Source organism: Ancylobacter koreensis (genome assembly GCF_023016525.1).
GTDB lineage: Bacteria > Pseudomonadota > Alphaproteobacteria > Rhizobiales > Xanthobacteraceae > Ancylobacter > Ancylobacter koreensis.
Genome location: NZ_JALKCG010000011.1, coordinates 38,779 through 56,221, shown reverse-complemented (window position 1 = coordinate 56,221; position 17,443 = coordinate 38,779). Strand labels below are relative to the sequence as shown.

Annotated in this window: 17 protein-coding genes; 12 read left to right on the top strand and 5 right to left on the bottom strand. The window is 69.5% G+C overall.

Features of this window, described 5'->3' with window-relative positions:
• Window positions 1-115 precede the first annotated feature (115 nt).
• Window positions 116-2,797, top strand: a complete 2,682-nt coding sequence (topA, locus tag MWN33_RS18550) for a type I DNA topoisomerase (RefSeq protein WP_247202545.1) — start codon at window positions 116-118, stop codon at window positions 2,795-2,797.
• A gap of 73 nt (window positions 2,798-2,870) precedes the next feature.
• Here topA and MWN33_RS18545 read toward each other — a convergent pair whose 3' ends face one another.
• Window positions 2,871-4,349 (bottom strand): MDR family MFS transporter, encoded by a 1,479-nt coding sequence (locus tag MWN33_RS18545; protein WP_247202544.1) that lies wholly within the window; start codon window positions 4,347-4,349, stop codon window positions 2,871-2,873.
• Window positions 4,350-4,616: 267 nt separating this feature from the next.
• On the opposite strand from MWN33_RS18545, the gene rnr reads away from it, so the two are divergent.
• The 5 genes from rnr (at window position 4,617) to rpmG (ending at window position 9,671) form a co-directional block, all read left to right on the top strand.
• Window positions 4,617-6,860, top strand: a complete 2,244-nt coding sequence (rnr, locus tag MWN33_RS18540; protein WP_247202543.1) for a ribonuclease R — start codon at window positions 4,617-4,619, stop codon at window positions 6,858-6,860.
• Between the two features lie 19 nt (window positions 6,861-6,879).
• Entirely contained in the window at window positions 6,880-7,329 is a 450-nt protein-coding gene (locus tag MWN33_RS18535) for a DUF983 domain-containing protein (protein ID WP_247202542.1), read from the top strand.
• A gap of 10 nt (window positions 7,330-7,339) precedes the next feature.
• The gene (locus MWN33_RS18530; RefSeq protein ID WP_247202541.1) at window positions 7,340-8,080 is read left to right on the top strand and encodes an NUDIX hydrolase; all 741 of its coding nucleotides are present in this window, start codon (window positions 7,340-7,342) and stop codon (window positions 8,078-8,080) included.
• Window positions 8,081-8,215: 135 nt separating this feature from the next.
• On the top strand, window positions 8,216-9,373 hold the full coding sequence (locus tag MWN33_RS18525; protein WP_247202540.1) for an MFS transporter: 1,158 nt from the start codon (window positions 8,216-8,218) through the stop codon (window positions 9,371-9,373).
• A 130-nt stretch (window positions 9,374-9,503) separates the two neighbouring features.
• Complete coding sequence (gene rpmG, locus MWN33_RS18520) at window positions 9,504-9,671, top strand: 50S ribosomal protein L33 (protein ID WP_018390658.1); 168 nt, start codon at window positions 9,504-9,506, stop codon at window positions 9,669-9,671.
• A 295-nt stretch (window positions 9,672-9,966) separates the two neighbouring features.
• Here rpmG and MWN33_RS18515 read toward each other — a convergent pair whose 3' ends face one another.
• Window positions 9,967-10,338 carry a response regulator gene (locus MWN33_RS18515; protein ID WP_247202539.1) on the bottom strand — a complete coding sequence of 124 codons (372 nt, stop codon included), beginning with the start codon at window positions 10,336-10,338 and terminating at the stop codon, window positions 9,967-9,969.
• Between the two features lie 107 nt (window positions 10,339-10,445).
• Between MWN33_RS18515 and MWN33_RS18510 the strand changes: the two genes are divergently transcribed.
• Window positions 10,446-10,748 (top strand): DUF3572 domain-containing protein, encoded by a 303-nt coding sequence (locus MWN33_RS18510; RefSeq protein ID WP_247202538.1) that lies wholly within the window; start codon window positions 10,446-10,448, stop codon window positions 10,746-10,748.
• Between the two features lie 22 nt (window positions 10,749-10,770).
• On the top strand, window positions 10,771-12,147 hold the full coding sequence (locus MWN33_RS18505) for a DNA polymerase IV (RefSeq protein ID WP_247202537.1): 1,377 nt from the start codon (window positions 10,771-10,773) through the stop codon (window positions 12,145-12,147).
• Here MWN33_RS18505 and MWN33_RS18500 read toward each other — a convergent pair.
• Window positions 12,101-12,922 carry a cell envelope integrity EipB family protein gene (locus tag MWN33_RS18500; RefSeq protein WP_247202536.1) on the bottom strand — a complete coding sequence of 274 codons (822 nt, stop codon included), beginning with the start codon at window positions 12,920-12,922 and terminating at the stop codon, window positions 12,101-12,103. The genes MWN33_RS18505 and MWN33_RS18500 overlap by 47 nt on opposite strands.
• Window positions 12,923-13,098: 176 nt before the next feature.
• Between MWN33_RS18500 and MWN33_RS18495 the strand changes: the two genes are divergently transcribed.
• From MWN33_RS18495 to MWN33_RS18480, 4 genes are all read left to right on the top strand, one after another.
• Complete coding sequence (locus tag MWN33_RS18495) at window positions 13,099-13,560, top strand: RidA family protein (protein ID WP_247202535.1); 462 nt, start codon at window positions 13,099-13,101, stop codon at window positions 13,558-13,560.
• A gap of 11 nt (window positions 13,561-13,571) precedes the next feature.
• The gene (locus tag MWN33_RS18490; RefSeq protein WP_247202534.1) at window positions 13,572-14,330 is read left to right on the top strand and encodes a glycerophosphodiester phosphodiesterase family protein; all 759 of its coding nucleotides are present in this window, start codon (window positions 13,572-13,574) and stop codon (window positions 14,328-14,330) included.
• 109 nt (window positions 14,331-14,439) lie between these two features.
• Window positions 14,440-15,735, top strand: coding sequence for a GNAT family N-acetyltransferase (locus MWN33_RS18485; protein ID WP_247202533.1), 1,296 nt, complete (start codon window positions 14,440-14,442; stop codon window positions 15,733-15,735).
• Window positions 15,736-15,815: 80 nt separating this feature from the next.
• Window positions 15,816-16,238 carry an HIT domain-containing protein gene (locus tag MWN33_RS18480; protein WP_247202532.1) on the top strand — a complete coding sequence of 141 codons (423 nt, stop codon included), beginning with the start codon at window positions 15,816-15,818 and terminating at the stop codon, window positions 16,236-16,238.
• Between the two features lie 21 nt (window positions 16,239-16,259).
• On the opposite strand, the gene MWN33_RS18475 is transcribed toward MWN33_RS18480, so the two are convergent.
• Window positions 16,260-16,607 (bottom strand): AzlD domain-containing protein, encoded by a 348-nt coding sequence (locus MWN33_RS18475; protein ID WP_247202531.1) that lies wholly within the window; start codon window positions 16,605-16,607, stop codon window positions 16,260-16,262.
• The gene (locus MWN33_RS18470; RefSeq protein WP_247202530.1) at window positions 16,604-17,350 is read right to left on the bottom strand and encodes an AzlC family ABC transporter permease; all 747 of its coding nucleotides are present in this window, start codon (window positions 17,348-17,350) and stop codon (window positions 16,604-16,606) included. The genes MWN33_RS18475 and MWN33_RS18470 overlap by 4 nt, the downstream gene beginning before the upstream one ends.
• Window positions 17,351-17,443: the final 93 nt, after the last annotated feature.

Below are 17,443 nucleotides of genomic sequence, written 5' to 3'. Positions count from 1 at the left end.
GCGCCCGCACCGGCGAAGCGCCGGCCATGCCGACGCCCGCCATTTGACAGGTCGGGGCCGCTACCCCATTTTCCGCCCCTTCTTGGGCTGGACTTAGCAAACGGACGCGGCGGGCATGCAGGTCGTCATCGTCGAATCGCCTGCCAAGGCGAAGACGATCAACAAATATCTCGGGCCGGGCTACGAGGTCATCGCCTCCTATGGCCACGTGCGCGATCTTCCCGCAAAGGACGGCTCGGTCGATCCCGAGCAGGACTTCCGTATGCTGTGGGATGTCGATCCCAAGGCGCAGAAGCGGCTGTCCGATATCGCCCGCGCCGTGAAGGCGGCCGATGGCCTGATCCTCGCCACCGACCCGGATCGCGAGGGCGAGGCGATCTCCTGGCACGTTCTGGAGATCCTGAAGGAAAAGCGCGCGCTGAAGGACCAGCCGGTCTCCCGCGTGGTGTTCAACGCCATCACCAAGCAGGCCGTCACCGAGGCGATGCAGCATCCGCGCATCATCGACGCGGCGCTGGTGGATGCCTATCTCGCCCGCCGCGCGCTGGACTATCTCGTCGGCTTCACGCTCTCCCCCGTGCTGTGGCGCAAGCTGCCGGGCGCCCGCTCGGCCGGCCGCGTGCAGTCGGTGGCGCTGCGCCTCGTCTGCGACCGCGAGCGCGAGATCGAGACCTTCGTGCGGCGCGAATACTGGTCGATCGCCGCCCAGCTCGCCACGCCCCGCAACGATGTGTTCGAGGCCCGCCTCGTCGGCGCCGACGGCCGGAAGATCACCCGGCTCGACGTCGGCACGGGCGAGGAAGCCGCAGCCTTCCGTACGGCGCTGGAAGCCGCCGACTACACGGTTCGCTCGGTCGAGGCGAAGCCCGCCCGCCGTCACCCCTACCCGCCCTTCACCACCTCGACGCTGCAGCAGGAGGCGAGCCGCAAGCTGGGACTGGCGCCCGCCATCACCATGCGCATCGCCCAGCGGCTCTACGAGGGCGTGGACGTCGGCGGCGAGACCGTCGGCCTCATCACCTATATGCGTACCGACGGCGTCGACATGGCGCCGGAGGCGGTGGCGCAGGCGCGCTCCGTCATCGGCCGCGAGTATGGCGACCGCTACGTGCCCTCGGCGCCGCGCAAATACACTGCCAAGGCGAAGAACGCGCAGGAAGCCCATGAGGCTGTCCGCCCGACCGACCTGTCGCGCCGCCCGAAGGATGTCGCCCGCCATCTCGAACCCGAGCAGGCCAAGCTCTACGAACTGATCTGGCTGCGCACCGTCGCCAGCCAGATGGAATCGGCCGAGCTGGAGCGCACCACGGTCGACATCGACGCCGCCGTGCAGGGCCGCGCGCTGGAGCTGCGCGCCACCGGCACGGTGATCAAGTTCGACGGCTTCCTCACCCTCTACCGCGAGGGAACGGACGACGGCGACGAGGACGAGGAGAACCGCCGCCTCCCCGCCATGAGCGCCGGCGAGGGACTCGCCAACAAGGGCATCAAGACCGACCAGCACTTCACCGAGCCGCCGCCGCGCTATTCGGAAGCGTCGCTGGTCAAGCGCATGGAAGAGCTCGGCATCGGCCGGCCTTCGACCTACGCCTCCGTGCTCGCCGTGCTGCGCGACCGCGAATATGTGAAGCTCGACAAGCGCCGGCTGGTGCCGGAGGACAAGGGACGCCTCGTCACCGCCTTCCTTGAGAGCTTTTTCGACCGCTACGTCGAATACGACTTCACCGCCGACCTCGAAGAGAAGCTCGACCGCATCTCCAATGGCGAGCTGCAGTGGAAGGACGTGCTGCGCGACTTCTGGAAGAACTTCGCCGCCGCCGTCGGCGAGACCAAGGAGCTGCGCGTCTCCGACGTCATCTCCGCGCTCGACGGCATGCTGACGGCGCATATCTTCCCGCCCAAGGAAGACGGCACCGACCCGCGCCTGTGTCCCAATTGCGGCACCGGGCGGCTGTCGCTGAAGGTCGGCAAGTTCGGCGCCTTCATCGGCTGCTCGAACTATCCCGAGTGCAAGTACACCCGTCCGCTGGCGGCGCAGTCCGGCGATTCCGACAATCCGGCCGAGGCCAACGGCAACCGCGTGCTCGGCACCGACCCTGCGACCGGCCTGGAAGTCACGGTGCGCGACGGGCGCTTCGGCGCCTATCTCCAGCTCGGCGAGGGCAAGGACGGCGAGAAGCCCAAGCGCTCCAGCCTGCCCAAGGGACTGGCGCCGGCGGATGTCGATCTCGACACCGCGCTCGCCCTGCTGGCGCTGCCGCGCGAGATCGGCCGCCATCCCGACGACGGCGAGCCCATCCTCGCCGGCATCGGGCGCTTCGGGCCCTATGTCCAGCACGGGCGGACCTACGCCAATATCGAGCCGGGCGACGACATTCTCGCCATCGGCCTCAATCGCGCCGTGGCGCTGATCGCCGACAAGCAGAGCAAGGGGCCGGGCCGTCGCGGCGGCACCAATGCCGGGCGCGAGCTCGGCGAATTCCCCGAGGTCGGCGGCATGATGACCGTGCGCGCCGGCCGCTTCGGTCCCTATGTGAGCCACGGCAAGATCAATGCGACCCTGCCCAAGGGCACCGACCCGGAGACGCTGACGCTGGAACAGGCGGCCGAGCTGATCCGCGCCAAGGCCGGCGGCACGCCCCCCGCACCGGGCGCGCGCAAGGCGGCCGCCAAACCCGCTTCGACAAAGCCGGCGGCCGACAAGAAGGCCCCGGCAGCCCGCAAGCCGGCGGCGAAAAAGGCTGCGGCGGCGAAGGCCGGCGCGACCAAGGCGAAGGCCGCCGCCAAGAAGGGCTGACAAGAAGGGCTGAGCCCCTGAAGCGCACAGATTAAAGGGCCCGCCGCACGGCGGGCCTTTTGCTTTCGCGGGGCTATTCCGGCAGCGGCGCCGGCATATGGCCGGAGCGTAGCGGGCGCTCCTCCATGGCGAGGATGGCGAGGAAAGAGGCGACCAGCGCAAGCGCCCCCGCCACGAACACCCAGCGGAAGGCGTCGGCGAGCGGCGCCACCTGCGCATGGCCCTTGAGAAGCCGCTCCAACAGCTCGCTGCCTTCCATGCCGGACAGGCCGATGACGATGGCGCCGAATCCGGCGGTGAGCACCGCGCCGCCCAGCGAGCGGAACAGGTTCACCACACCGGTCGCCGTGCCCATCTGCGGCAGCGGCACGGCGTTCTGCACCGCGACGGTCGAGACCGGCAGCACGGTGCCGAGGCCGATGCCGGTCACGCCCATGGCGGCGGCGACGACGCTCACATGCAGGCCAATGGGCCACAGCGCCAGCACCGCCAGCGCCAGGATGCTGGCGATCAGGCCGACGACCGGCAGCCGCTTGTAATGCGTCACCGTGCTCATCACCTTGCCCGCCCCCGTGGCCCCGACGACGACGCCGGCCATCAGCGGGATCAGCGCCACGCCGGACTGCGAGGCGGTGAGCCCCAGCACGCCTTCGAGATAGAGCGGCATCTGGATGGAAAGCCCGATCAACGTGCCCATGGCGAAGGCGGCGGCCGGCACGCCGGTGCGCACCACCGGATTGGCCAGCACCGCCGTCGGCACCAGCGGCTCGCTCGCCGTGGCGACGCGCAGCGAGAAGGCGACCCAGAGCAGGACGGAAAGCACCAGCAGGCCGAGAATCGGCAACGACAGCCAGTGGAAATGCGTGCCGCCCCAGCTCAGCGCCAGCAGCAGCGCGACGGTGGCCGCGCACATCAGCACCGCGCCGAGAATGTCGAGCCGGTGGGGATGGTGATGCGCCGGCAGCCGGCGCAGCGCGCGGTCGCTCATCGCCGCAGCGACGAGGCCGAGCGGCACGTTGATCCAGAAGATCAGCGACCAGTGCAGATGCTCGGCGAAGAAGCCGCCGAGGATCGGCCCGGCGATGGAGGAGGTGATGAAGACGATGGCGAAATAGCCCTGATAGCGGCCGCGCTCGCGCGGGGCGATCAATATGCCGATGATGGTCTGCGCCAGCGCGATCAGCCCGCCACCGCCCAGCCCCTGCACCGCCCGCCCGGCGATCAGCCACATCATGCCCGGCGCCAGCGCGCAGGCGACAGAGCCGACGAGGAACAGCGCGATGGACCACAGCAGCACCGGGCGCGGCCCGTGTATGTCCGCCAGCTTGCCGACCAGCGGCGTCACCGCGGTGCCGGTGAGCAGATAGGCGGTGACGATCCAGGACAGGCTTTCGAGATCGCCGAACTGCGAGCCGATGGTCGGCAGCGCGGTGGCGATGATGGTCTGGTCGAGCGCGCTGAGGAACATCGCCACCATGACGCCGGTGACGATGACGCGAATCTCGGCATGTGACAGAGGGGCATCGGCCACCTCCGGCGAACGGGCATCCATCGGGAGAATCCAGACTCGGCGGGCATCCCGCCGCAAGAGCGGCGCAAATTCGGCGCATCGGGACGCGATTGCAAGAGAGCTTTGGCAGGCTCCCGCTCCGTAACGCGCCTGTGCGGTCGACGCCGCGCCGCGATCCCGGTAGCGTCAGCGCTTCCACCCCAGCAACGGTGAATCGTGCGTAAACCAACGAAACCGAAGTCTCCGCGCTCCGCCCGCCCCGCGCTTCCCAAGGGCCTCGCCAAGGGATTGCCCAGTCGCGAGGATTTGATGGCGTTCATCGCCGCGCAGGGCGGCGATGTCGGCAAGCGGGAGATTTCGCGCGCCTTCGGGCTCGACGGCGGCGACCGTATCGCGCTGAAGGAACTGCTGCGCGAGCTGGCCGACGAGGGGCTGCTCGGCCGCAAGCGGCGCAAGCTGCATGTGCCGGGCGCGCTCCCCGCCGTGGTCATGGCCGAAGTGATCGAGCGCGACGAGGACGGCGAGCTGATCGCCACCCCCATCGACTGGGACGAGGAGGAGCATGGCGAGCCCCCGCGCATCCTCGTGCGCCTCGCCCGGCGCGGACGCACCGCCGGGCCGGCCCCGACCATCGGCGACCGCGTGCTGCTGAAGACCGAGGAGATTCCCGAGGCGGACGGCCTGATCCGCCACAATGGCCGCGTGCTCAAGCTGATCGAGAAGGCGCGCGCCCTCACGCTCGGCATCTTCCGCAAGGACGCGCAGGGCGGCGGCCGGCTGGTGCCGATCGACAAGCGCAACATGGGCCGGGAGTTCGCGATCCCGCCGGATTTCGCCGGCGACGCGCAGGAGGGCGATCTCGTCTCGGTCGAGGTGGTGCGCCACCATGCCTACGGCCTGCCGACCGCGCGGGTGAAGGAGCGGCTCGGCTCGGTCGCCACCGAGAAGGCGATCAGCCTCATCGCTATCCACGCGCATGCCATTCCCAGCGTGTTCCGCCGCGAGGCGCTGGCGGAAGCGGAGGCGGCCAAGCCCGCGACCATGGCGCATCGCGAGGACTGGCGCGACCTTCCCCTCGTCACCATCGACCCGCCCGACGCCAAGGACCATGACGACGCCGTGCATGCCGTGCCGGACCTCGACCCTGACAATGAGGGCGGCTTCGTGCTCACCGTCGCCATCGCGGACGTTGCCGCCTATGTCCGCCCCGGAACCGCGCTCGACCGTGAGGCACTGGTGCGCGGCAATTCGGTCTATTTCCCCGACCGTGTGGTGCCGATGCTGCCCGAGCGCATCTCCAACGACCTGTGCTCGCTGCGCCCGCTCGAGGACCGCCCGGCCATCGCGGTGCGCATGGTGGTGGGGGCGAACGGGCGCAAGAAGCGCCACAGCTTCCATCGCATCATGATGCGCTCGGCCGCCAAGCTCGCCTATGCGCAGGCGCAGGCGGCGATAGACGGGCGTACCGACGAGACCACAGACCCGCTGCTGGACGGTGTGCTTTGCCCGCTCTGGGCGGCCTACGCGGCGGTGAAGAAGGCGCGCGACGCCCGCGCGCCGCTGGAGCTGGACCTGCCCGAACGCAAGATCCTGCTGAAAGCCGACGGCACGGTCGACAAGGTGATCGTCCCCGAGCGCCTCGACGCCCACAAGCTGATCGAGGAGTTCATGATCCTCGCCAACGTCGCCGCCGCCGAGACGCTGGAGGAGAAGCGCACGCCGCTCGTTTACCGCGTGCACGACCAGCCCTCGCTGGAGAAGATGTCGGGGCTGCGCGAGTTCCTGCAGACCCTCGACATCAAGCTGCCGAAGACCGAGACGGTGCGCCCCGCCCAGTTCAACGACATTCTCGCCCGCGTCGAGGGCTCCGAGATGGCGCCGCTGGTCAATCAGGTGATCCTGCGCAGCCAGGCGCAGGCGGAATACGCGCAGGAGAATTACGGCCATTTCGGCCTGCACCTGCGCCGCTACGCGCATTTCACCTCGCCGATCCGCCGCTACGCCGACCTCATCGTGCACCGCGCGCTGGTGCGCGCGCTCGACCTCGGCCGCGACGGCCTGCCGGAGACCGTGACGCCCGAACAGCTCGCCGAGATCGCCGCCCGCATCTCCGCCAGCGAGCGGCGGGCCATGTCGGCCGAGCGCGAGACCATCGACCGGCTGATCGCCCATCACATGGCCGAGCAGATCGGCGCCACCTTCAGGGGGCGCATCTCCGGCGTCACCAAGTCCGGGTTGTTCGTGGCGCTCGACGACACCGGCGCCGACGGCTTTATCCCGGCGGCGACGCTCGGCATGGACTATTACCGCTATGACGAGGCCCGCCACGCGCTGATCGGCGACCAGAGCGGCGAGATGCACCGGCTCGGCGACCGCGTCGAAGTGAAGCTCGTCGAAGCCGCACCCGTGGCTGGCGCTCTGCGGTTTGAGCTTATATCCGAGGGTTCCTATGTAACGGGCGACAAGCGCCGCCCGCGCGGCCCGGGGCGCAACCGCTTCCGCCGGCCGGACGAGCGCCCGCGCGGCCCGGCCCGCGGCGGCAAACGCAGATAGGCGCCGGAGGCGCGACGAGATGAACGCAAAGCCCGAGCGGGCCGTCGGCCCCGCCTTCATGAACGGCCTGCGCATGCGCTGCCCGGCCTGCGGACAGGGCGCGCTCTATTCCTCCTATCTCAAGGTGAACGAGCACTGCCCGGCCTGCGGCGAAGAGCTGTGGCACCACCGCGCCGACGACGCGCCGCCCTACATGGTCATCACCATCGTCGGTCACATCGTGGTGCCGCTGCTGCTGGCGGTGGAGATGGCGCTGCACCCGGCGCTGTGGATCCACCTCGTGATCTGGCTGCCGATGACGCTGGCGCTTTCGCTGCTGCTGCTGCCGCCGGTGAAGGGCGCGCTGATCGGCTACCAGTGGGCGCTGCGCATGCACGGCTTCGACCCCACCGATTCCGAGCGCGACGACATGCCCCCGAGCCGGCGCGACGCGCTCGACCTCGCCGCCTCCCGCGCGACGACGCGCTGACCGACCCATCATGACCCTGACCGACGTCTCCGACCGCTTCGCCGACAGGACGCGCGATCTGGCGCATCCGGTCATCCGACCGGTCGACGCCGCCGCGCTGGTGCTGGTCGACCGCTCGAAACGCACGCCGCGCGTGCTGCTGGGCCGCCGCAACCCGGCGCTGCGCTTCATGCCGGACATGTTCGTCTTCCCCGGCGGACGGGTCGATGCCACCGACCGTCACGTGCCGGTCTACGGCATGCTCGACGCGGAGAGCGAGCGCCGCCTGCTCGCCCGCGTCGCCCGGCCGAGCGTCACCCGCGCGCGGGCTCTGGCGCTCACCGCCATACGCGAGACCTTCGAGGAAACCGGGCTTCTGCTCGGCACGCACGAGGCCGGCACGCCCGAGCGGCTGCCGGCGGCGTGGGCCGCCTTCGGCGAGGCCGGGCTGTTCCCCGATCTGGAGGCGCTGACCTTCGTCGCCCGCGCCATCACCCCGCCCCGCCTGCCCCGCCGCTTCGACACGCGCTTCTTCATGGCGGATGCCAGCGCGGTCGCCCATCGCGTGGACGGCGTGGTGGGACCTGAGAGCGAATTCGTCGAGACCGGCTGGTTCACCCTCGATGAGGCGAAGAAGGCGCCGGTGCCACGCATCACGGCGGCGATGCTGGAAGAGGTCGAGGCCCGGCTGAAGGGCGGCAACCGGCCCTGGCAGCCGGTGCCGTTCTACTACACTCGGCGCGGCCGCGTGTATCGCGAGGCGCTGGCCTAAGGACGCGCCTGCCCGCTGCCGGGCTCCGACAAATCCCCGTCATGCGATCATTGGGAAAAGTCATTCGACTTTCGCCACCCATCGGCTAGAGGCATCGGCACGGGACCTTCCGTCCCGGCAGTCCGGATGAACGTCATGCATGCCCCCGCCGCCCGCAGCGGCACGAATATCGCGTCCATCGCCGCCGCCATCGGCGCCATCTCGGCGGTCGGCTTCGGCCTCGCCCTGTCGATCCCCCTGCTTGCCTTCGAGCTGCACGACCGCGGCATCTCCAGCACCTGGATCGGTCTCAACACGGCGGTCGGCGGCATCGCCACCATCGCGGTGGCGCCCTTCCTGCCGGATCTGGTGCGCCGGGTCGGCGCCGGGCCGCTGCTCTTCGCCGCCATCCTCAGCGCGGCGGCGAGCCTGCTGGCGTTCAAGGTCACCGGCTCCTTCGCTTTGTGGTTCCCGCTGCGCTTCATCTTCGGCGCGGCACTGTGCGTGCTGTTCGTGGTCAGCGAGTTCTGGATCAACGCGGCGGCGCCGAACGACCGGCGCGGCCTCGTCATCGGCATTTACGGCACGGTGCTGTCCATGGGCTTCGCCGGCGGGCCGGCCGTGCTCAGCCTGGTCGGCACGCATGGCTGGGCGCCCTATCTGGTCGGTGCCGCGCTCTTCGGGCTGGCCGCCATCCCCGTGATGATCGGCGCCGCCGGTGCGCCGGCCATTGAGAAGGAGAGCTCGCGCGGGGTGTGGACGCTCATGCTGGTGGCGCCCGCCGCCACCTTCGCCGCCTTCATCTTCGGCACGGTGGAGACCGGCATGATCAACTTCCTGCCGCTCTACGGCCTGCGGCGCGGGCTCGACGAGGGGCAGGCGGCTCTGCTGCTCACCGTCGCCGAACTCGGCAATGTCGCGCTCCAGCTCCCGCTCGGGCTGCTCAGCGACCGGGTGGACCGGCGCCGGCTGCTGCTCGCCTGCGGCACGGTGGGCGTCGTCGGCTCCTTCCTCATCCCCCATCTCGCCATCGACGGCTGGGCGATGTGGGGAACGGTGTTCCTCACCACGGGAATCGTCGCCGGCCTCTACACGGTTGGCCTCGCCCTGCTGGGCGCCCGCTTCAACGGCGCCGCGCTCGCCACCGCCAACGCCGCCTTCGTCATGCTCTATTCCATCGGCCTCACGGTGGGCCCGACAGCGGTGGGCGGAGGCATGCAGATGCTGGAGCCGCACGGCTTCGCCTGGACCATGGGCGTCTTCCTGCTGGTCTATGTGCTGGTGGCCGCCGGCCAGATATGGCGCGATCGCTGAGCGGCGTTCCTTGACATTCGCGCGCCGATCACGGATACGGACGCCAACGAGCGGCAGGAATGCCGCGCGATCATGATTTCTTCGGCGTGGCCGTCCACGTTCGAATGCCACGCTCCCAGGAGACCCGGTCATGGCCAAGGCAACGACCATCAAGATCAAGCTCGTGTCGAGCGCCGACACCGGCTTCTTTTACGTGACGAAGAAGAACTCGCGCACCATGACCGACAAGCTGGTCGTGAAGAAGTACGACCCGGTCGCGCGCAAGCATGTCGAATTCCGCGAAGGCAAGATCAAGTGATCTGAGCCGACGCCGGCCGGCACGCCCGGCCCGGAAGACGCAAAAGGCGCCGCGAGGCGCCTTTTTTCGTTTTGGATCAATGCGTTCGGGTCGCGTGCGGAAGCAATGGAATCGGCGGGCGATGAGCGGAGAGGCCTTCCGCAGCCATCGCCCGCCGACCAACCCCACGGGCCCAGGAGATGCGGCGGACCCGAGCATTCCGTAGGGCAAGCGGTTACCCGGCTGGAAAGCTATCCCAACCCTTCCGGAAAGCAATCGGATTGTGGAATAGCCCCGGCGATTCGCCGGCGCCGCCTCAGCCGACCGGGACGAACTGGCGGACCGTTTCGAGGAACTTGGAAACCGAGATCGGCTTGGAGAGGTACGCCTCGCAGCCGCCCTCGCGGATACGCTCCTCGTCGCCCTTCATGGCGAAGGCGGTGACGGCGATGACGGGTATCGCCTTCAGCTCGGGATCGGCCTTCAGCGCGCGGGTGACGTCGAGCCCCGACACTTCGGGAAGCTGGATGTCCATCAGGATCAGGTCCGGACGGTGCCGGCGCGCCAGACCCAGCACCTCGACGCCGTTGCGGGTGCCGACCGTGCTATAGCCGTGCGCTTCGAGCAGATCGTTGAAGAGCTTCATGTTGAGCTCGTTGTCTTCAACGATCAGAACGGTCTTGGGCATGGGTCGCTGGATCCTCGGATCGACGGCGGCAGGCCTGCCGGCGGATTCGCTCACGCATCCGCCGCCGATGGGTTAGCTTTACGCATGCATTCCTTACGGAACCGGAAATGAGAAGCCGCAGCTCCCGCTCCCTCTCCACCGTCGGCGCCGCCCGCGAGGTCAGCCTCGGCGCGCTCGGCTTCCTCGCCGGCGATCCCGAAAGGATCGGGCCGTTCCTGGCCGAGAGCGGCCTCTCGCCGGCGGATTTGCGCGGCGTGGCCGGCTCGACGGCCTTCCATGTGGCGCTGCTCGACTATCTGATCAACCGCCAGGACCTGCTGGTCGACTATGCCGGCGGCGCAGGCATCGACCCCGGCCATGTCGTGGCCGCGCGCGAGATCCTCGCCCACGCCGGCACCGGCGAGGACTGAGGGCGCTTCGGAGAACGGGGCCATGGCCCGGCTTCCCGCCTTCTGCCGCGATTGCCTGCACGACGCGGGCGAGGCGCCGCGCTGCCCGCATTGCGGCAGTCCGCGCGTGCTGCGCCATGCCGAGCTCGACGCGCTGCACATCGCCCATATCGACTGCGACGCCTTTTACGCCGCCGTGGAGAAGCGCGACGACCCGGCGCTGCGCGACGTGCCGGTCATCATCGGCGGCGGCAAGCGGGGCGTCGTCTCCACCGCCTGCTACCTCGCCCGCGTGAAGGGCGTACGCTCGGCCATGCCGATGTTCAAGGCGCTGGCGCTCTGCCCCGAAGCCGTGGTGGTGAAGCCGAACATGGCGAAGTACGTCTCCGTCGGCCGGCAGATACGCGAGCGCTTCCTGCGCCTCACCCCGCTCGTCGAGCCGCTCTCCATCGACGAGGCCTTCCTCGACCTCGCCGGCACGCAGCGCCTGCACGGCGAAAGCCCGGCGCGCGCCCTCGCCCGTCTGGCGCGCGGCGTGGAAAGCGAGATCGGCGTCACCCTCTCGGTGGGGCTGGCGCCGAACAAGTTCCTCGCCAAGATCGCCTCCGACCTCGACAAGCCGCGCGGCTTCGCGGTGATCGGCCGCGCCGAGGCGGTCGGTTTTCTCGCCCCGCGCGACGTCGGCACCATCTGGGGCGTCGGCAAGGCGACGCAAGAACGCCTCGCCCGCGAGGGCTTCCGCCTGATCGCCGACCTTCAGGCGGCGGACGAGACGACGCTGATGCGCCGCTTCGGCAATGAGGGTCTGCGCCTTGCCCGGCTGGCGCGCGGCATCGACGAGCGGCCGGTGAACCCCGAGCGCGAGACCAAGAGCGTGTCGACCGAGACCACCTTCGACACCGACATCGCCGATTTCCGCGCGCTGGAGCAGGAACTCTACCGCCTCACCCGCAAGCTCTCCGACCGGCTGAAGGCGGCGGGGCTGGCGGGGCGCACGGTGACGCTGAAGCTGAAGACCTCGGACTTCCGGCTCGTCACCCGCGCCCGTTCGCTGGAGGACCCGACCCGCCTCGCCCACCGCATCTTCGACCACGCCCGCGAATTGCTGGCGCGCGAGAGCGACGGGCGACGCTTCCGGCTGATCGGCGTCGGTGTGTCGGAACTTGCCGATCCCGCTTTGGCCGACCCCGACGACCTCATCGACACCCTGGCGACCAAGCGGGGGCGAGCGGAACTCGCCACCGATGCGCTGCGCGCGCGGTTCGGCAAGGAGATCATCGACCGCGGCATCGCGCTCGACGCACCGGGCCGGCGCGGGGGCAAGCAGCCGCATCGCAACCGGCCGGACGAGCCGGACGGCGAAGAGGGTGCGCCTATTTCTTCGCGCACTCCTCCGCCGGCAGCGCCTCGTAGGAAGTGAGCCGGCCGCGCAGGGCGAACTCGCCATAGTCCAGCTTCAGGTTCCGGCTCACGCCATTGTCGAACATGTCGAAGCTGATGATGTAGTCCGGCGTCTGGCTGGCGGCGCCGCGCTCGTAATAGCTGATCGTCACGGGATAGCGGGTGCGCCCGGCGAGGTCGCCGGTCGTCGCGGCATCCTCCAGCCCCTTGGCGTCGCTCACCCCGCGCCCGATCACCGAGAGCGTGTCGTAGACCTTCTTGGCGTCGGGCGAGCCGTCGAACACCTTGGCTTCGAAAACCGAATCGCCCTTCTGGGCGCTGTCGATCAGGCTCAGTACGTGCTGGGTCGGCAGCAATATGTCGGTGCCGAGCTGGCGCGTGTCGACCTCCGGCTTGGTCGCCTTGACCACCAGCCGGCCGTCCTTGCGCTCGGCCACGCCGTCCGCCTCGTCGGGTGTCTCGCCGTTCAGCGTATTGGTGACGCGGAAGCGGTAGGCATTGCCGTCGCCGTCCTCCCAGGTCGCGGTGGAGACGGCGCTGTTCACGCGGCCGCCCTCGGTCACGAGATGGGTGTTCTGGCTGAGCTGCACCGAATAGCCCGCGCACGGATTGCCGCGCAGCTCATAGACGATGCGGCCGTCGGCGCCTGCCACGCGGGTCGCGGGCTTCGAGGCGTCCAGCGAGATGTCGTAGGTGGCGCGGTGCGGGGTGAGCTGGAGGGCGGCGGCCGGCAGGGACGTTCCGGCGAGCAGCGCGAGAACGGCGGCGGAGCGGACGGACAGGACGAAAGGCATTATCATTCGGCTCCCAGAAGACCTGACAGGCCAGACGCTACAGGCGATAAACTACACGCGGCTTGCGAACAGCCGGTCGATCCGCCAAACATCACCCATCGAAAATGGCAAATGCGCGACGGGCGGCGCCCGGCGCAGGCCGGCACACGCATCCGTCACGATAGCAGGAGAACCCCATGTCTGGAACGGTTGAGGCCAAGCTCGCGGCCCTCGGCATCGTGCTTCCCGTCGCTGCCGCGCCGGTCGCCAACTATGTGCCCTCGGTCACCAGCGGCAATCTCCTGTGGATCTCCGGCCAGATTTCCGTCGTCAACGGCAAGTTCCTCGCCGGCAAGCTCGGCGGCGAGGCCGACATCGAGGCCGGCCGCGCCGCTGCCCGCCAGTGCGCCATCAACCTGATCTCGCAGATCAAGGCGGCGCTGGGCGATCTCGACCGGGTGAAGCGCGTGGTGAAGCTGGTCGGCTTCGTCAACGCCGCGCCCGACTTCACCGACGTGCCCAAGGTGGTCAACGGCGCCTCGGACCTCTTCGTCGAGGTGTTCGGCGACGCCGGCCGGCATGCCCGCTCGGCGGTGGGCGTGGCTTCGCTTCCCTTCGACGTCAGCGTCGAGGTCGAGGCGGTGATCGAGTTCGCCTGAGACGCTTTGCCGTGGCGCTCGCCCCCAACGCCCCCGCCTGGCTGACGGCGCGGCCGGTCGCCCACCGCGCGCTGCACGACGCGGCGCGCGGCGTGATCGAAAACACGCCTTCCGCCGTCGATGCGGCGCTGGCGGGCGGCTATGCCATCGAGGTCGACATCCAGCTCTCCGCCGACGGCGAGGCGCTGGTGTTTCATGACGACACGCTGGAGCGGCTGACCACCGCCAGCGGGCCGGCCGGCGCGCTCACCGCCGCCGCGCTGAAGGGGCTGGAGCTGCGCGGGACCAGCGACCGGATGATGACGCTGGCGGAGCTTCTGGCGCGCGTCGGCGGCCGGGTACCGCTGGTGATCGAGCTGAAGAGCCGTTTCGACGGTGATACCGCCGTCGCCGTCCGCGCGGTCGAGGTGCTGGCCGGCTATGGCGGGCCGGCGGCGCTGATGTCCTTTGATCCCGATCTCGTCGCCGCCGTGCGCCGCCTTGCCCCGCATATTCCGCGCGGCATCACGATGGAACATCGCTACGACGATCCCGAATGGGATTTTCTTTCGCCCGCGACCAAATTCGCCTGGGGCAACCTGCTGCATTTCCCGCGCACCCGCCCGGATTTCGTGGCGCATTATGTGAAGGAGCTGCCGGCGACCGCCGTCTCGCTCGCGCGGCGCGCGATCCGCCTGCCGCTGCTCACCTGGACCGTTCGCACGCCGGAAGATCGCGCCGTCGCCGCCCGCCATGCCGACCAGATGATCTTCGAGGGTTTCGTGCCCTGACGGGTGGGCGACATCTGCCGTCGCGAATGCGTGAGCACCCTTCCGCTCCGGCCCTCGCGCGCGCACATTGGGGCAGCCCTCCGCCGTCCCCGCCGAGCCTCATCCGCCCATGTCCGACGAGAATTTCCGCCTCCGCGTCGAAAGCGACATTACCGCGCTCTCGGCCGATCTCTGGGATGCCTGCGCCAATCCACGCGCCTCGCGTTTCAGCTCAGCGTCTCCCTCTAAGTCCTTGATCGATGAAGCTCGCGTTGCGCGCGAAGAAGCTCGCGCGGCGCCTCAATCCGGTTGTCCGGCACTTCAACGGCAGGCCTATAATCCCTTCGTCAGCCACGCCTTTCTTTCGGCGCTGGAAGAATCAGGCTCGGTCTCCGCCAAGACCGGCTGGCTGCCGCAGCACCTCGTGCTGGAAGACCCCGACGGCAAGCTTGTCGGCGTCTGCCCGGCATATCTGAAATCGCATTCGCAGGGCGAATACGTGTTCGATCATGGCTGGGCGGAGGCCTATGAGCGGGCCGGCGGGCGCTATTACCCCAAGCTTCAGGTCTCGGTGCCCTTCACCCCCGCCACCGGCCCGCGCCTGCTGGCCGCGCCCGGCGCGGAGGCGGAGGCCGTGCGCGTGGCGCTGGCGGGCGGGCTGCTGGCGCTCGCCAACCTGCGCAACGCCTCCTCCGTGCACGCCACCTTCCTCACCGACGAGGATGCGGCGGCGCTGGAGGCGCAGGATTTCCTGCCGCGCACCGACCAGCAGTTCCACTGGCACAATCGCGGCTATGGCGACTACGACGCCTTCCTCGCCGATCTCTCCTCGCGCAAGCGCAAGCAGCTCCGTCGCGAGCGCCGCGAGGCGCTGGAGGCCGGCATCACCATCCACCCCCTCACCGGCGCCGAGCTGACCGAAGAAGTGTGGGACGCCTTCTTCGCCTTCTACATGGAGACCGGCTCGCGCAAATGGGGCCGGCCTTACCTGAACCGCGCCTTCTATCGGCTGATCGGCGAGCGCATGGCCGACGACATATTGCTGGTGATGGCGAAGCGCGACGGGCGCTGGATCGCCGGCGCCATCAACTTCATCGGCTCGGATACGCTCTACGGCCGGCACTGGGGCGCCATCGAGCACCACCCCTTCCTGCATTTCGAGGTCTGCTACCATCAGGCCATCGACTTCGCCATCGCGCGCGGGCTCTCCACGGTGGAGGCCGGCGCGCAGGGCGAGCACAAGCTGGCGCGCGGCTACATGCCTGTGACGACGCGCTCGGCGCATTACATCGCCGACCCGCAGCTGCGCGCGGCCGTGGCGCATTATCTGGAGCGCGAGCGCCGCTATGTCGCCGAGGCCGGCGAGGAGCTGAGCGAGCTCGGCCCCTTCCGCCATGCGGGCACGCGCGCCGATGACGAACCCTAGCCGCCCTTGACCGGCGCCGCGCCGCTTGCGATCAGCGTGCACGGTCGAGGAGCCCGCACAGGCCGACAGGGAGGAACGAGATGACCTACGATCCCGGCAACATCTTCGCGAAGATCCTGCGCGGCGAGCTGCCCGCCTTCAAGGTCTACGAGGACGACAAGGTGCTCGCCTTCCTCGACATCTTCCCGCGCGCGCCCGGCCATGCGCTGGTGATTCCCAAAGCGCCCTCGCGCAACCTGCTGGATGTCGAGTCGGCCGACCTCGCCGCGGTGGCCGCCGCCGCCCAGCGCATCGCCCGGGCGCAGGTGAAGGCCTTCGGCGCCGAGGGCATCACCGTGACCCAGCACAACGAGCCGGCGGGCGGGCAGGAAGTGTTTCACCTGCATGTCCATGTGATCCCGCGCCAGACCGGCGTCGAGCTGCGCGCGCCGCTCTCCTACAAGGAGACACCGGAGGTGCTGGCCGAGCAGGCCGCCGCGCTCAAGGCGGCGCTGGAAGGCTGAAGGCGAGCGGGCGACACCGGCTCAGGCCACGCCCAGCCACCACGCGCCCACGACGAGGATCGCCTCGGCGGCGAGCACGCCGGCCAGCACGGAGCGGCGCACCGCGAGAAAACCGACGATGCCGCCGGCCACAGCGCCGGCCCGCAGCCAGAGCGGCAACGCCACCAGCGCGCCGCTCGGCACCAGCACGAGGCGCGCCACCACGGCGGCGAGCAGCGCGGTCGCCACCGCCTTCACCCAGCGCATGCCGAGGCTGTCCTCGTCGATGCGCCGGCCGAACAGCACGCCGAGCACGCGCCAGACCTCGTTGGGCAGGAAGCCGACGAAGATCACGATCAGCGCCGCAGTCCATTCGTTGAGACCGCTCATGAGGCGCGGCCCGGCCGGTAGCGGTCGATCAGGAAGGCGAGCGTCCCCCCGCCCACGCCGGCCCAGAACAGGTCGAGCCCGCCCGGCGCGTCGGCGGCCAGCGGGATGATGGCGGTGCCGAATCCGATAGCCAGCCAGTCCACCGTATGACGCGCATTGCGCACGAGGAGGATGGTGAAGGAGATCGGCGTCAGCAGCAGCAGCGCGACCGCCAGCGGGCCGGGCAGCATGTGGCTGAGGAAGAAGCCAATCGCCGTGCCGAAAGCCGACAGCAGTGACAGCCCGAGGCCAAGGCCCACGGCGAAGGCCGGGCGGCCGGCTACGTCGACTTTCGGCAGCAGGCGGAAACCTTCCACCCACAGGGTCACCGCGACGAAATGGGCGCAGACGAGTTCGCGCCACAGGCTGGGACGCGGGCCGCGCATCAGCGGCATGAGCGACACCACCATCGGCAGCAGCCGCACTCCCGACAGGCACACGGCCAGCGCCAGCGCCGGCAGCGAGGAGCCGGCCGCCAGCCCGCCGATGAGGATGACCTGCGCCGGCAGCGCCCAGACCAGCACGGTCGAGAGTATGCCGGCCCCGACGGGAAAGCCGAGATCGTGCAGCAGGCCGCCGAAGCCGACAAAGGTCACGATGAGCACAAGGCCCGGCACCTGCAGCGAGGCGAGCATGCCGCGCAGGAACCAGTAGGCGGATCGACTGTCGGAGGCGTCGGCGGGCGGCCGGGGGGGATGCGTCATGCGGGGAGTCTCGATACCCCACGTACATCGACCCCGATGGCACGGGCGTCAAGCCGCTCCTTTGGTCGGACGGCGGCGAGAAGCCTCAAACGA